This window comes from Anaerotruncus colihominis, assembly GCF_010206195.1.
Classification (GTDB): Bacteria; Bacillota; Clostridia; order Oscillospirales; family Ruminococcaceae; genus Anaerotruncus; species Anaerotruncus colihominis_A.
This window is the reverse complement of record NZ_VIQT01000022.1, coordinates 90,847-105,852: the sequence shown is the minus strand read 5'-3', so window position 1 is coordinate 105,852 and position 15,006 is coordinate 90,847. Positions and strand designations below refer to the sequence as shown.

The 15,006-nt window shown below is 57.2% G+C and carries 8 protein-coding genes; 1 reads left to right on the top strand and 7 read right to left on the bottom strand.

Features of this window, described 5'->3' with window-relative positions; all coding sequences use genetic code 11:
* Positions 1-107: 107 nt before the first annotated feature.
* The gene (locus FMM72_RS15775) at positions 108-7,121 is read right to left on the bottom strand and encodes a SpaA isopeptide-forming pilin-related protein (protein WP_162221965.1); all 7,014 of its coding nucleotides are present in this window, start codon (positions 7,119-7,121) and stop codon (positions 108-110) included.
* Between the two features lie 462 nt (positions 7,122-7,583).
* On the opposite strand from FMM72_RS15775, the gene FMM72_RS15770 reads away from it, so the two are divergent.
* Complete coding sequence (locus FMM72_RS15770) at positions 7,584-7,763, top strand: creatininase family protein (protein ID WP_162221964.1); 180 nt, start codon at positions 7,584-7,586, stop codon at positions 7,761-7,763.
* 28 nt (positions 7,764-7,791) lie between these two features.
* Here the strand turns inward: FMM72_RS15770 and FMM72_RS15765 are convergent, their stop codons facing one another.
* The 6 genes from FMM72_RS15765 to FMM72_RS15740 all read right to left on the bottom strand — a co-directional run bounded on the left by FMM72_RS15765 (position 7,792) and on the right by FMM72_RS15740 (position 15,004).
* Positions 7,792-9,882 (bottom strand): ADP-ribosylglycohydrolase family protein, encoded by a 2,091-nt coding sequence (locus FMM72_RS15765; RefSeq protein WP_160210018.1) that lies wholly within the window; start codon positions 9,880-9,882, stop codon positions 7,792-7,794.
* 14 nt (positions 9,883-9,896) lie between these two features.
* Complete coding sequence (locus tag FMM72_RS15760) at positions 9,897-10,526, bottom strand: DUF4867 family protein (RefSeq protein WP_162221963.1); 630 nt, start codon at positions 10,524-10,526, stop codon at positions 9,897-9,899.
* A gap of 10 nt (positions 10,527-10,536) precedes the next feature.
* Positions 10,537-11,697: an iron-containing alcohol dehydrogenase gene (locus FMM72_RS15755; RefSeq protein ID WP_243157852.1), complete on the bottom strand. Its 1,161-nt coding sequence runs from the start codon at positions 11,695-11,697 to the stop codon at positions 10,537-10,539.
* A 65-nt stretch (positions 11,698-11,762) separates the two neighbouring features.
* The gene (locus FMM72_RS15750) at positions 11,763-12,713 is read right to left on the bottom strand and encodes a nucleoside hydrolase (RefSeq protein ID WP_162221961.1); all 951 of its coding nucleotides are present in this window, start codon (positions 12,711-12,713) and stop codon (positions 11,763-11,765) included.
* Positions 12,710-13,930 carry an L-rhamnose isomerase gene (locus FMM72_RS15745; RefSeq protein WP_162221960.1) on the bottom strand — a complete coding sequence of 407 codons (1,221 nt, stop codon included), beginning with the start codon at positions 13,928-13,930 and terminating at the stop codon, positions 12,710-12,712. The genes FMM72_RS15750 and FMM72_RS15745 overlap by 4 nt, the downstream gene beginning before the upstream one ends.
* A gap of 21 nt (positions 13,931-13,951) precedes the next feature.
* Complete coding sequence (locus tag FMM72_RS15740) at positions 13,952-15,004, bottom strand: ABC transporter ATP-binding protein (RefSeq protein ID WP_162221959.1); 1,053 nt, start codon at positions 15,002-15,004, stop codon at positions 13,952-13,954.
* Positions 15,005-15,006 lie beyond the last annotated feature (2 nt).

Sequence of the window (15,006 nt, the reverse complement as noted above, 5' to 3'; positions counted from 1 at the left end):
TAAAGCCGCACCGCGCCAATACCGCTTTTATATGTATATTCTGCCCTCTAACTTTGGGGTAAACAGGCGGCGGGCGGCCGGAATATCCGGCCGCCCGCCGTCTGGCGTTACGAATCTTGCTTCCTTCTGCGGATCAGCGGCCAGCCCATGAGCAGGACCAAGCTGGCGCCGGACAGGCCCAGCAGTACCAGCCACAGCGTCAAACTGGCGCCGTCTCCCGTCTGCGGCACATGGGCGGCCGGTTTATCCGGATTATCCGGGCCGGTGGACTTGACTAGCTTTCCTGGGTCAATTGGGTTGTCCGGCTTTCCTGTGTCAGTTGGTTTGCCCGGCTTTCCTGGGCCAATTGGGTTGCCCGGATTGCCCGGTTTATCCGGATTGCCCGGGTTGTCTGGGTTGTCCGGATTGTCCGGGTCGATGGGATCGCCGGGACCGCCGCTGCCCACTTTGACGTTGACGATCTCCACTTCAACGACTTGCTTGTCCGTGGTCACAGCAAAGCGTGTCTCGGGGTTGTCCGGCAGCTGATAACCCTCCGGGGCTTCAATCTCTACCAGGGCATAGTTGCCGACCGGCAGCTTGCCGAGAGCGATCTCGCCCTTCTCATCGGTGGTATAAATCGACTCCTGCCGGGCGCGGTAGGAGCCGTCCGCTGCCAGCGCCTTGAGTTTGAACTTTGCGCCGGGCAGAGGGGCGCCGCCCTCCGAAACCTTCTTGACCAGAACTTCCCGCGTGGGGCTGGGGTCTTGCTTATTTGTGAACGTATAGGTCAGAGTTTCGTTGTCGGTTTTAATCTCAAAGTCCCACTCCGGTGCGGAAGCGTCCATCAGATAATCCAGAGGGGCTGCCCGCTCGACCAGCTTGTATTTTCCAAAGGGCAGGGAGTCAATGCGGATTTCACCGTTCTCGTCGGTGATATACCGCCATTCGCCGTAGTGCATGTAATCAACGTCCGGATCGTCCGAATACTTATGCAGCAGCTCAAACTCCGCGCCTTTCAGCTTCTTGCTGGGAACGTCTTTATCCACCTTCTCCACCACGATGGAACCCTTAATCTGGTAGTTCGGCAGAACCAGTTGGGGCGGGACGAAGTGGAAATCCTGGTCGAAGCAGGACTCGTCCAGCACAATCTCGTGATGGGTTTCGTCCAGCACATAGTTCTCCGGGGCCTTGGTCTCCACCAGATGGTAGGTGCTGCCCAGCATAAGGCCGGGTATTGCTATTGGCCAGCCTGGGGGCGTATAGTGCGTGTTCTGCTGATTGAACTCAATCCGCCCGTTTTTATCTGTTGTCGCCTTGCCTACTGACGTATGGCTGTTCATTGCATCGGTGCCGTCTCCGGTGTAAAGGAACAGCTCGTACTCCGCGCCCGCAAGCCCCAGCTTGCTCTTGCCATCCGTTTTGAGCACCTGAATAGCAAGCTTCTCCTGCACATCCGCTAAGTCCTTCAGAGGATTTTCCACATCAACCGTTATGGTCATGTTGGGGATCAGTTTTCTAACCAGCTTCGGCTGTCCATCCGGCTCCTGAATGCCGTCCGGGACTTTCGTCTCCAGATATTGCAAGCTACTGAGCGGATCGCCCGGATGCGTGGGCGACTCTGCCTCCCTCATGAGCGCGAAAACTTCACCGCTGCGGCCAGTGACCAGCTCCTTGGTAGCATCCGGTTCAGTCTCGTCACACTGTTGGTAGAAGCCATCTTTGAGTTGGATAAAGTAAAGCTGCTCGATATCAAACGTCAGTTTTCCATCGATGACCACCGGGGTTCTCCACGCCAGTTCAAAGGTCACTCCCGGGATATGGACAGCAGGATTTGTAAACTCTACCGCCTTGCGCAGGCGCAGGCCCGCCACGCCCTTGCGGTTGACAATCACGCCGTCCTTGACCTTGTCGTCGATCACCACAAGCGGCGGCGGAGTCACCCCGTCCTGGCTCTCCGGGATCTCAAAGGTCAGGTAGATATTCTCCAGATCAAGCAGGTAGCCGTCTGGGGCCTTCATCTCGCTCAGGCTGTACCTGCCTGGCGGCAGCTTGAAACGGATCTCGCCATCCGTTCCAGTGATATAAATGCCCTGGCCGTAACCAACCCAGATTTCCTGGCCGGCTGCGTCCGTTCCCATATACTTGGTCAGGAAGAAATGCGCGTCCTCCAGCCGTTTATCGTGGTCGTTTTCGTCCACCTTCACAAGTTTTGCCTCGCCCAGCACACCCTTGACGTTGGTCACCGCAGGGTACTGTACCGGAATCGTCACGCCGTCCCGGTCAAAGGAGAACCGGTCGATGGTGAACAGGCGGCGCGTACTGTCCAGCAGGTAGCCCTCCGGGGCCTTGGTTTCGATCATGACATAGTCGCCCCATTCCAGGCCGTCAAAGGTCAGGCCGCCGTTTGCATCGGTGGCCTGCGTGCCGATCTTCACTTCCCTGGTACGGGTGCCGTCCGGATAGTTCGGGTCATAATCCGGCTCATCTGGCTGAATCGTTTCGACCACGATGCGGTACAGGGTAAATTCCGCCCCCGCCAGCGGCTTGGCCATATTCTCTGCGTCCTGCTTATGCAGCGTTAGCTTGCCTTTCAGGCGGATGTTTTCCACTTCGTCGATACGGATTTTGTCTTTCTCTCCCTTGGGAAAGATGACATCAATACCGCTCGGCGCATTTTTCAACACTCCCTCCTCGCGGTTTTTTGCCGTCTTGAAGATGAATGGCTTGTTTTCATCCGGCTTTTTGTAGCCCCAGGGGGCGGCTGTCTCGGTGAAAGCATACTCCGTGCCGGCTTTTAGCCCGATAACGGTGAGCAGGCCGTCCAAACCGGGAACGATTGTTGAAACTGCATTTGGCTCGTCCGCTTTGGCGATCCGGTAAACGTTTCCTGGATCTGTGGGGTTCGTTACAGGAATGAAAAACAGCGTGGCTCCATTCTCCGAAACAGTGAATTCTGCACCGGCCAGCGCGGCCTTTTTCGGATCGTCTCCGTCTGCCTTTTTCAGCTGCAGGCCATACACAGCGGAATGGTTTTCGGCCATCCGCACGATGCCGGCCTTGGCGCCTGTATCATCCGGAAAGGCGTGCTCGTTGATATCGAAATACACAGGCGTCTGGTCGAGCAGGTAGCCCTCTGGAGCCTTGACCTCAATCATGTAGTAATACTCGGGATTGAGGCCGTTTATGAGTGGCTGAGAGTTTGCCCCCTTCATCTCCATAGATTTCAGCACGCCATTTTGGTCTGTTGTGCCCACGGCCACGCAGGTGTCGTAGCCAGCCTGATACCCCTGAATTGTTGTCGTGGTCAGCTCCTCCGGGCGGGGATTGGCCGTCCCCACCGCGCCGCTGCCCCGCATGAACAGCTTATAGACCGCGCCCGGCAAGCCGGTGGCGCTGCCGTCGTCAAGCACCTTGTCAGTATACAGCCAGCCGTCGTAATCGTGGCCGGGCGCTGCCGGGAGCGGCTGGCCCTCGATGTCTGGCTTGGCTTTTTCCGCGTCGTACTTCACCAGCGCCAGATGTACCATGCGCTTGAAGTTGCGCAGGGTATTGTCATTTAATCTGGTGGTATCGTCCTGCTTTTTGGGGGCAGTGTAGAGCTTGACTTCTGTGGCGCCCTGTTCGGTGGCGCTGCCGCTGTCCACGTTGAAATAGAAGCTGCGGTAGTCGCGGACATAGCCGGCCGGCGCCTGCACCTCTGTGATGGCGTAGTGCCCCATCGGGATGCCCGTGATGGTGAAATTGCCGCTTGCGTCTGTCGCGACGGCCTGTATTTTTCCTTTCAATATACCTTCGCCCTGGAGGTCGATTTCCACTGTAGAGTTGGCCGTCTTGAAGTATTCTCCTGTCCCCTGCGCCTCTTTCAGCTTAATGATCTCCCAATTCGCTTCCTTGTCGGGGTTATCCTCCCAATCCTTCTCCGTGCCCTTGAAGCGGAACAGGGCGAAGTACGCGTCCTGCAGCGGCTTATAGGCGCCATTCTCGGGAAACGGTCCGGTCTTGTGCAGCGTGAGCCTGGCGGTGCCAGGGGTGTTTTTCAGCGGGGCGTCCGCCGTATTCAGCAACAGGTGGTAGGCTGCGTCGTAACCGGCGGTTTTCTGTGGGATTTCCGCCGGCAGCTCGAAGTCATATTTAACCGGCTTCGCCGGCGTCACATAGCCCGGGGCGGCCGCAGTCTCCTGCAGGAAATACTTACCCGCGGCCAGGCCGTGGATACACAGTTCGCCGCTGGCGTTGGTTTTCAGCGCCGCATTCCCTGAGCCGTCCGCCGTTTTCCACAGGGTCTTATGTTCATTGAGTGTTTTAGCAGCAAAGCCGGTGACCGGGGCGCCGTTCTCATCAAACAATTTAAACTCTGCGCCCTCCACCGGATTGCCGCTGAAGGAATCCCGCTTATACAGCAGCACCGACCGGGAGGTATTGGGCAGCAGCTTATAGACGACCTCGTCCATATTGCTTTCCAGCAGGATCGGGGTTTTGTCCAGATAATACCCCTCCGGGGCCGCCTGCTCCACCAGCCAGTGCTTGTGCTGCTGGGTGATGCGCTGCAGCACGAGCTTGCCGTCCTGGCCGACGGCAAGCTCGGTCACTTCGCCCTGGACGCCGCCGTGATCCGGGTCTGTGCCCGTGTGGGTGTAGACGTAGGCGTCGCCGTTTGCGCTGGCGTCCTTGTCCAGGAAGTAGGCCAGATGCTCGCCTGTCAGCGGCGGCACCTGGCCATTGCCTGTGCCGCAGTACATCTGGAACTTGGCCCCGGTCAGGCCTGCATGATTTTTATCCACATTTTGGATGTCCTCGATATCCCCGGCAGCAGAGGCGTAGTGCTTGTCCGCCTTTTGTAGGACAACGCTGCCCAATGTGTAGCTGCCAGTGATGCCCGAGCCAAATCTGATGTTGTCCGCGGTGTCCTCCGCCGTCCACTGGCTGTCGCCCAGCCTGAAGGTGACGCGATTTCCATAGGAGGTCATGGAGGTGTTGATGGACTTGCTGCACACTTTGAGCGAAAAGCCGTAGACCTGCTCATTCTGGTAGAAATCCTTCGCGTCCTGATAGCGTTCCTTAACGGCTTTCCACTCTGTGCTGTATTGCAGGCGGTTGCTGCGATAGACCTCCTGGTCGCTTTTGATGTTTTGCAAGGACTTGACAAAGTTCGCGTACTCATTCAGATTTTCCAGCTTTTTGCCGTCTGGAACATCCCAATCTTTCATGGCAGTTATCATATCGAGCTTGGGCAGGGGGACGATCAGATTGCCAGCGGCATTTACCAGCTCTCCCAGCGGGCTGATATGGGGGTCGTCACGCCATGTGCGGTAGTTCTCGTTCCAATCCCCTACGGCCTGCTCTTTTTGCGCCCGCAAACCCGGGTCTGTTTCTATCGCCACCGCGCGGTTGAGTACGTTCAGCAGCATTGCCTGCCGCTGATCCATCAGTATGATGGGGGAATTTGCGCCGGCTTCCAGCGCCGTGATGGTATCGTCGCAGTTCTGTATCAGCTTTTCCAGCTCTCTGACAGGCCACCCACTGGTTCCGTAAATGTCCTTCCATGTGATGCCGTTCGCCGGATTCTTCGTACCCAGCTTGCCGGTGTTGATGAGCAGGGTCTGGCAGCGGGTATCCGGGTCTGTAGTGACGGTCCAGCTTTTCGGGGTCTGTTCCACCTCTTTCTGGACAGCCCGAATTGCGGCTGAAGTCGTCGCCTTGCTGCCGTCAATCTGTTTAAATTGATACCCATTGATGAAGGGTTGGATACTGCCTTTGCCGTCATAGCTGCCGTTGCCCAAACCGCCGTTGAGCAGGTTGCCGCTTCCCGGCACAACCACAGGCAGCTCAATGAAGAAAGGCGCGCCGTCCACATACTGTTTGCTGGGATACGGATTCCCGTCCACAGCCAGCGGGCAGTAGAACTGCTGGTTGGGGTCGAGCGTGTCCTCGATAAGCAGGTACTTTGGGTTTTCCTGCAGGGAATCGGGGTCTTTCCCACTGCTTAAAAATTCCCGCTGGCTTTTTTGCAGCTGCTCCAAAAAAGCCACGCGCCACTCGATGCGGGGCACCTCGTCTTGATTGTTGGAACTGTCCCACACCTTGCCCTTGCCGAAAGGGAGCAGGTTGTCGTTAAAGCTGGGGGGGATTGGCTTGGACCAGCCCACGCCGCCGGGGATGGAGGGCACTACAGGCTGCTCCGGCTTCGGAACGATGGTTATCACGCCGCCCTTAAGGCCATCGTCAATATCGCCGGTGCCCGTTTGCGCAAACTTTCCGCTGCCCTGGAGCATGGCGACAATGGTTTTGGGATCAAAAAACTGGATGTATCGATTGAAGACCATTTTGTACATCATGACGCCGGTGGCCTTGTTGTAGGTGGTTTGCCATTCGCCCACCTTGATGCCGTTAATGATCCATGCCCCTTTCCTGTTGAGAGCCAGATCCAGCTTTGGAACCTGGAATATCTGGTACTCAAACCAACTGCCCCCAACCAGTTCCTTACCGGCGTTTTCAATGGCTGTTGGATTGGGAGCCCAAAGATGGGTGTAAGCGAAGTTGTCGCCCTCGGTTACGGTGATATCCCCGCCCTTATAGAGGTCGCCATTGATGTAGAGATTTGTATAGTGGCTCAAGCAGCTCTCCGGGATCCGCTTGTCCGGGTCTTCCGCTGTAACAGCGGCATTGGACTGGTTCCGCAGAGTTTGCAGCCCCCCGGAATCCAGCATGTCTTGTGGCACGCCGTAGATCCCGCTGACTGTTTCGCCGTCCTCAAGGTTTTCGACAGGCGGCGCGCTGCCGCCCGCCGCCCAATCCGGGGCGTCCGGCCATTCGGCTGGGTAATTCTCCTTGCCATTGCATACCGCGCACTCGAAAGCGCAGGGCCGGCCCCCAGCCGCAGGGGCGTAGCCGCAATCCTCGTTGTGCTCATGCTGGCAGCCCAATTCTTTCTTGCTGCAGCCGCTTTCCTCACTGCACACATGGGTGCAGTTTCCCGGCTGACGATCGGTATAGCCGCACTCTGCTGTATGTACAGTGTGGTGTTCGCATAAGCCACTATCCGGGCCGCCGGATTCTATTGCGAATGCGTTGACCGGAAAAGCAGAAAAAAGCAATACGCCGCTGAACAACAAGCTTAAAAATCTTTGTTTCGTTTTCATGTTACCTGGTTCCCCTCTGCCAAAGTCGAAAATGGTCGAAGATGATCTGTGATGCTATAAAAAAAGGCGCATTGCCCCCGCGGAAAGCTGTGGAGACAATACCCCTGATTGTTTCAGATAAATTCTTTCAAACAACGAAAAAAGACAGAACTTGTCTGTCTGTCTGTCTGTCTGTCTGTCTGTCTGTCTGTCTGTCTGTCTGTCTGTCTGTCTGTCTGTCTGTCTGTCTGTCTGTCTGTCTGTCTGTCTAAAGCATATCGCGTTTGGATACAGTTTGTCAAGTGTTTTTCTCATATTTTCCCCTTTTTTTCTCTTTTTCTACCCTCGAAAACGCCATAAATTATGATTTTTATTATACTGCATTTTCCGCCGCTCGTAAATAGCTTTGAAGCCTGTTACAAGGAGAATTTTTCATTTCCACCGATAAAAGTACCATTCATCTTTTGAACAAGGAGGATTCTTATGTACCCCTCGGTCGATATGAAAACGATGACCTGGCTGGAATACCGCGAGACGCCGTTTCCCGGATGGGCCGCCGGGCACGCCGCCATTACGGAAACCTCCCTGATGCTTTATTTCGCTCCCGAACTTGCCCATATGGACCGTATCGACGGCAGCGCGGCGGCCCAGGGACAGTCATGACCACCCCTCTTAGGGGTGGTCATGATTTTTATATCCGGCCGGTCACAGCAAACGTTTTCCAACGGCTGGAGGCAGCGCCGGAGTGGCACACACCCACCATGCCGTAAGCAAAGCGGTCATCTACTGCCTGTAACACCAAAGCGCCGTCTACCAGCAGACGCAGGCCGCTGCCTTCGGCCTCTGCCCGGAGCCGCAGCGTTTCACTGCGTTTCCATCCATACGGGGCAGATGCCAGCTGCGTCCATTCGCCGTTCTCACAGCATGCAATGACCGCATTTTCGCCGTCAAGCCCCAGCGCATAGAAGTTACGGGCGCCCTTGCCCCGCAGAAGCAGCATACAGGAATCTCCGCTCTCCACGACGGCTTCACCTTCTATGGCCCCATCCCGGGTATAATAATTCCCGGTAAATGCCTGGCCGCCGCACTCCGTCCGCAACACCAGTTCACCATTCTGCAGGTCCGGCTCGATATCATTGCAGGAGAAGGGCGTGACCTCATCAAATTCCTTCTTCTGAATGGCCATATCGATGGTGTAGGCCATAGGGCCGGTGACTGTGATGTCATCCACAAAGACCCGGCCCAGCGTCCAGGGCGGCGTTACGGGGTCGATCTCCACCTTCCAGCCAATGAAATGGACCTGGTCCCCGGCAAGCTCAGGTACCCGGAAGGAGACCTGATGCCAGGTCCCATCCGGCAACACCACTGACTCCAGCTCTTTTCGCCGGCCTGTTACTGCCGTTGTCAGAAACGGCGTCACCGTAATGGCGGCGGGCGCTTCCTGCCTGCTCTTCATCCAGCAGGAAACCGTCTGGCCGGGATAGACCCGGGGAGAGAACACCGGTTCATAACGCTCATCGTTGAAGTCAGAGCGTATAAAGCTGCCGCGGAAGAACAGGTCAACAGGAACCGGCAGTTTTCCGTCTATCATCATCTCCAGACAGCGCTTACCAGTGTGGGCTTCGCCCTCCACAGGGCGGATCCAATGGCTGGCCCGGTCTGTCAATTCCAGGCCGTGGGTAGAGCCGGGCATCTCAAAGTCCATCAGCATATCGCCGGGTCGGGGCAAGGCCAGCCAGGCAGGAGGTTGTTCACCCCGCAGACGGTAAGCCAGAACAGCCAACTCCTTCGAGAACGTTGCGCTGTCCAGCATGTTCAGGAAGCCGGACACGCTGGACAAGACCACACAGTCGTTGATTGACGTGCGATAACGGGCAGGGAAATTCTCCAGCCCCCCAAGAACGCCGGTGATGGTGCCGGTGTTGCTGGCATTACAGTCCGTATCAAAGCCGCACATACAAGCGATCTCAATGGTGCGGCCCAACTCGCCCTTACCGTAAAGCAATGCCAGCACGCAAATACCCGCATTGGGGATGATGTGGCAGTAACCGGGGTACTTGTGGGCGCCCCACTCCCGATCCACATAATCGCGGCAGGCCCGGAAATCATCAGGCTGCTTCTTGTGGAAGGCCCGCACAGACTCCACCACACGGCGGTAATCGCAATCCCGAGGCAGGACCGCCAATCCGGCATCGAGCACCTCGTCTACCGTAGTACAAGTAAATGCCGCAGCTACGCAGGCCGCCATGAATTCCGCGCCATACAGCCCTTCGCCGTCATGGGAAACAGAGGCGGCCTTTCTGGCCTGCTTGGCTGCCATGGCAGGATCACCGGGATAGATCAGGCCCCAGGTGTCCACAAAGATCTGACCGCCGATTTGCTCGGCAGCCACCTGCCCGTTGAGAGCGATGCTGCCGGATTTTGGGGCGGATACCCCGCGCTTCAGGTTCATGTAGGCGCGGTGCTCTGTGGACATATCCTCGCCGCCCCACCAGAACATACCGTGACCGCAGCGCGTGTAGTTCAGCCAGGTCTCGCCTGCTTGCTTGGGGGTAAAGTCCTTGCCCCAGTCAGTCAGAGCCCGCAAGAAAATTACCGGGCCGTTGACATCGTCGTCAGCAGCATAGTGTCGGTATTCACGCAGATAGCCTTCCATGTTCCCATAGTATTCCTCAAGACGCTCATAGGTCCAGTAGGGATTCTCTACCGGTGCGCCCAGGCGCATACCTGCATCCATGCCCAGAAAACCGGCATAGATCTTTTCGATCCACTTTTCCTGCATGTTGTCCTCCTCGCTCAGCCCTTCATCAAGTCTACATCCGGACCCTGGATGCCCACATAGGCGCCCTGCTGCGCCTCATTGGTATTGGCGCCTGCGATGACCCACTTGTTTGCGCCCCAGAGCAGCCGGTCCTCTTTTCCCGCAGGCGTGATCCTGGGAGCATCCCCATTGGTCCCTCTGGGCAGAACACAGCCCATGCGGAATCCATGGCCAACCGCCGCAGGCGCATAGTGGAGGGTCGTGGCATACAGTTCGACCGCTGTGCCCTTGGGCACGAAGAACGCTTTGACGCAGCTGGTATCCAGCACACCGCCCACGATCTCGGGCTGACGGGCCACCAGCAGGACCATGTCACTCACAGCGATGTCCAGCTCGCTGGTGCGATGATACTCCAGACAGCTGAGGCGGGTGTTGGCGCCGTTGCAGTACCCGATCTGGATGGGCATACCTCCGAACCCGCGATCCCGCAGCTCTGCCGCCACAGAAAGCGCCTCTAATTCCGGGACGGACGCCACATAGACCGTGCCATCCTCCGGGCAGGGGGTCGTTTCTTCCATAACCCGGCAAAGTTCTGCGAAATCATATCCTTCCAGCACCTGTCCGTATGGTGCGAAGCGGCTGTCGAAAACAGAAATCTGTTCCATCGGTCCCTCCTTACAGAGCCATACGCAGGATGGCGCGCACGTCGTCCTGCGTCATCTTCTTATAAGCCCATGCGCCCATGTCTGTGTGCGCCACCAGATCATCAATGGCGCTCTCGGGGACGCCCAGATCCGTCAGAGTAGCAGGCGCGCCGATCTCGTTGAAGAAGTCGCGGGTACGCTGCACACCCTCGCGGGCCACTTCCAGCGGAGCCTTGCCGGTGGGGTCCACGCCCCACACATTCACGGCATAGCGGGCATAGCGCTCCGGGGCATTCTGGCAGAAATACGCCATATAGGTGGGATGCACCACAGCCAGACCCGCACCATGGGCCACATCAAACAGCGCAGAAATGGCGTGCTCGATGTTGTGGCTGGCCCAGTCGGAGTTCTTGCCGTTGCCTATCATGCCGCACAGGGCCACGGTGCTGGCCCACATGATATTGGACCGGGCGATATAGTCCTTGGGATCCTTGATAGCGACACGGGTCGCAGAGATCACGCTGCGCATCAGCGCTTCCGCCAGATTATCCGTCACGCTGTCGGTATCAGGCTCGGAGAAATACAGCTCCCAGATATGGCTCAGGGTATCCACGATGCCGTTGATCATCTGGTTCTTGGGCAGCGTATAGGTCAGAGTGGGGTCCAGAATGGAGAACTTGGGGAAGGTCAGATCGGAGTTGTAGTCGGTCTTTACGCCGGTCTCCCAATGGGTGATGACGGCAGAGCGATCCATTTCACTGCCGGTAGCAGGGATGGTCAGCACCACGCCCAGAGGAACGGCTGCTTCGGCCACCTCATTGTTCAGGTAAAATGCCTCCCAGAAATCACGGTCGGTGCAGGCGCCCACGGCGATGGCCTTGCTGCAGTCAATGGTGCTGCCGCCGCCAACGGCCAGGATAAAGTCCACATTGTGTTTTTTACACAGCTCAATGCCCTCATACACCTTTTCGGTGCGGGGGTTAGGCATGATGCCGGACAGCTCTACAACTTCCTTGCCGCAATCCTTCAAAATGGCCATCACGCGGTCATACAGGCCGGTACGCTTAATGCTGCCGCCGCCATAGGCCAGCAGGACCGTCTTGCCCACAGCCGCCAGCTCCTCCGGCAGCTTGTTCAGAGAGTTCTGTCCGAAATGAATCCGGACAGGGTTATAAAATCTGAAGTCATTCATGATGAAGCCCTCCTTTTTCAATCATAGCAATACTGGCTCCGCCAGAGCGGAGCCAGTAGATTCACTCAGCCGGCGCCCAACAATGCAAATAAGTGTTTTTTGTAGAGCGGGACATTCACTGCCGGACAAATCGCCGCGTTGGGAGAGCGCTTCAAGCGGTTGTGATGGTCGATGCGGAAATATCCCCGCGTCTCCGTTCCTATTCTCTCCACGGCGCAGTTTGCTTGAAACACGCCTTCCATGATCTCCGGATACAGCGCCGCCGTCATGACCAGGCTGTCAATGACGCTATAGGAAGACCGGCCATACATACTCAGGTAGTACTCCCGCAGTTTACGTGTGCAGCGAACACAGAATTCCGCCGTGGGAGAACCGCTGTTCAACAGCATCTCCACTTCTTCAGGCGTGATTTCCGTTGCGCCCACCGCCGTATCCCAAGTGACCCAAACGGCGTCCACGCCAGAGTCCAGAACGATATCGGCCGCTTCCGGGTCCACGTACACATTGTATTCCGCTGTAGGGGTCATATTGCCGGACCCACTGGAAGAGCCCCCCAGGATCCAAACCTTTTTGATGTTTTCCGCCAGCTTGGGTTCTTTCAGCAGCGCCATGGCCAAATTCGTCATGGGGCCGCAGGTGACGATCTCGATCTCGCCGGAATTGGCCATCACGATGTCGATGATAGCGTCTACCGCATGCTTGGTTTCCGCAGGTCTCTCCGGCATGGGCAGATCCATGCCGCCCAGGCCGTCCTCCCCATGGATATTGGCCGCATAAAACGCCTGCTTGCGCATGAGGGGCCGCTCCATGCCCCGATAAACCGGGGGCACATAGGTGTGCGCAGCGTCCACCGCATGCATGGCATTCTTGACGCAGAGATCCAGCGGCAGGTTTCCGCAGACCACCGTGATGGCCTCCACCCGGACAACATCTACCGCCCGGAGCGCCTCGATCACAGCCCAGACGTCATCGGAGCCTGTGTCTGTATCCACGATAAAACGGCGGAGCTCACTCATTTCAAATCACCGCCCATCCAGTTGGAAGCCTTGACGCCGTGACGCTCACAGTACTCGTTGAACACAATACCGGCAGGCAGCATCTTGAACTCCTCCTGCAGCGCCAGACGGCGGGTCAGATCCTCTTCGGCCTCAGCCTTTACCAGGTGCTCAGTGGGCTCCAGCAGAGCCGTCATCAGGCACTTTTTCACGCTGCGGCTGCCGATCACGGAAGCGGCGATGCGGTCAATGCTGGCATCGAAGAAGTCCAGGCCCAGATGTACCTTGTCGAAGGCGTTGCAGCGCTTGATCTGCTGCATGATGGCAACAATATCCTCAGACACGACGGCCACATGGTCGCTATCCCAGCGAACGCCGCGGGATAGGTGGGTCATGATCTCCTGGTTGAATGCGAAGTAGGAAGACAGCTTATCCGCAACGCTCTCCGTGGGGTGATAGTGGCCGATATCCATGCAGACCATAGCCTTGCCGGTGGTCAGGACATAGTTGGCATAAAAATCGTGAGAACCGGCAGTATAGCTTTCCACGCCCAGGCCAAAAACCTTACCCTCAACAGAGTCCCGGTTGTACTTGGGGTCGATGGGCTCCGCAAAGATCTGATTCAGAGAATCGATCAAACGCTCACGGGGACCCAGCATATCCACGCGGGTATCCTTGGAGCCATCGGGGATCCAGTGATTGGTGATGCAGGTCTCGCCCAGCGCCTTGCCAAAGGACTCGCCGATCTTACGGCATGCAATACCGTGCTGGATCCAGAAGTCCCGGACACTCTTGTCAGGGCTGGCCAGGGTCCAGCCGTCCTTGAGCATGGGATGGGAGAAGTAGGTAGGATTGAAGTCCAGGCCGATCCCTTTTTCCTTGGCGTAATCGATCCAGGGGGCAAAATGCTCGGGCCTGAGCTCATTCCGGGGGATCTTTACGCCATTGGTCAGGGGATAAACGCTGTGCAGGGCCAGGTGCTTTGCGCCGGGGACCAGGGAGAGCATCTTATTCAGATTGGTAAAATACTCCTCAATGCTGCGGGGCTTGCCTGGAGCATTACCGGTAGCCTGGATGCCGCCGGTCAGCTGCGCATCAAAATCTTCAAAGCCCGTCAGGTCATCCAGCTGCCAGCAATTGATGGACAGAGGGATCTCGTCCATGCGGCGGATGGCCTCCTCGGTATCGACCCCCCAGGAGGCATAAATCTCCCGGGCGGTTTCATAGTGCTTGCTCATATCAATAACTCCCCCAAAAAATCAGTTGTTATAGTAGACCACGTTCTCAGGACGAATGCGGACATACTGAGTCGCGCCCTCCTGCAGGTGGTCTGCGCTGATGCCCAGCGCAGAGATGTCCAGAGGCTGGTCGCCCAGCAGGCCGATCAGCTTCCAGCTCAGGCCGGTAAAGATCTTTTTCTGCAGGTGGAAGACGTTGGCGCCTTCCGCCCCTTCGTTACAGAACTCGAAGTACTCGCCGCGAACCGCAGCCTTGATGTCGTCGCCTTCCTTGCCGCCGCAGTAGTTGATGGGGATGCGGATACCGGTGTTTACCAGATACCACGTATCGTTCTCACTCATCAGCTTGCCGCTGATCAGGTTTGCCTTGCCCAGGAAGTCAGAAGCAAACTCGGTAGCGGGCTGGCTGTAGATCGTATAGGGATCGCCCTCCTGCTCGATGCTGCCCTTGTTTATCAGAATGATCTGGTCGGACATGGTCAGCGCCTCCTCCTGATCGTGGGTAACGAACACGGTGGTGGTGCCGATCTTCTGCTGAATGTTGCGGATCTCATACTGCATCTCGCCGCGGATCTTACGGTCCAGAGCGGACAGGGGCTCATCCAGCAGCAGGATGCTGGGGCGGGTCACCAGTGCGCGGGCCAGCGCCACACGCTGCTGCTGGCCGCCGGACATCTGGGTGATCTTGCGGGGACCGTAGCCGGGCAGCTTCACCAGCTCCAGAGCCTCTTCCACGCGCTCGTCGATCTCCTTCTGTGGGACCTTCTGCATCTTCAGGCCATAGCCCACGTTCTTGGCCACGGTCATGGAGGGGAACAGTGCGTAGTTCTGGAACACCAGGCCGATGTTGCGCTTTTCGGGCTTGACGTTGGTGATATCTGCGCCGTCTACCAGCACTTCACCGGAGCTCGGGGTCTCCAGACCGCAAATGATACGCAGAATGGTGGTCTTGCCGCAGCCGGAGGGACCCAGCAGTGACAGGAACTTGCCAGTCTCCAGATGGAAGCTGACACCCTTGAGCACTTCATTCTGACCAAAACTTTTTTTCAGATTATTTACTCTCAACTCAGCCATGA

Excerpts from the sequence above, each read along its gene's own strand:
- FMM72_RS15745 (WP_162221960.1), bottom strand. The coding sequence starts at position 13,930 with ATGAGCAAGCACTATGAAACCGCCCGGGAGATTTATGCCTCCTGGGGG.
- FMM72_RS15740 (WP_162221959.1), bottom strand. The coding sequence starts at position 15,004 with ATGGCTGAGTTGAGAGTAAATAATCTGAAAAAAAGTTTTGGTCAGAAT.
- FMM72_RS15775 (WP_162221965.1), bottom strand. The coding sequence starts at position 7,121 with ATGAAAACGAAACAAAGATTTTTAAGCTTGTTGTTCAGCGGCGTATTG.
- FMM72_RS15765 (WP_160210018.1), bottom strand. The coding sequence starts at position 9,882 with ATGCAGGAAAAGTGGATCGAAAAGATCTATGCCGGTTTTCTGGGCATG.
- FMM72_RS15760 (WP_162221963.1), bottom strand. The coding sequence starts at position 10,526 with ATGGAACAGATTTCTGTTTTCGACAGCCGCTTCGCACCATACGGACAG.
- FMM72_RS15755 (WP_243157852.1), bottom strand. The coding sequence starts at position 11,697 with ATGAATGACTTCAGATTTTATAACCCTGTCCGGATTCATTTCGGACAG.
- FMM72_RS15770 (WP_162221964.1), top strand. The coding sequence starts at position 7,584 with ATGTACCCCTCGGTCGATATGAAAACGATGACCTGGCTGGAATACCGC.
- FMM72_RS15750 (WP_162221961.1), bottom strand. The coding sequence starts at position 12,713 with ATGAGTGAGCTCCGCCGTTTTATCGTGGATACAGACACAGGCTCCGAT.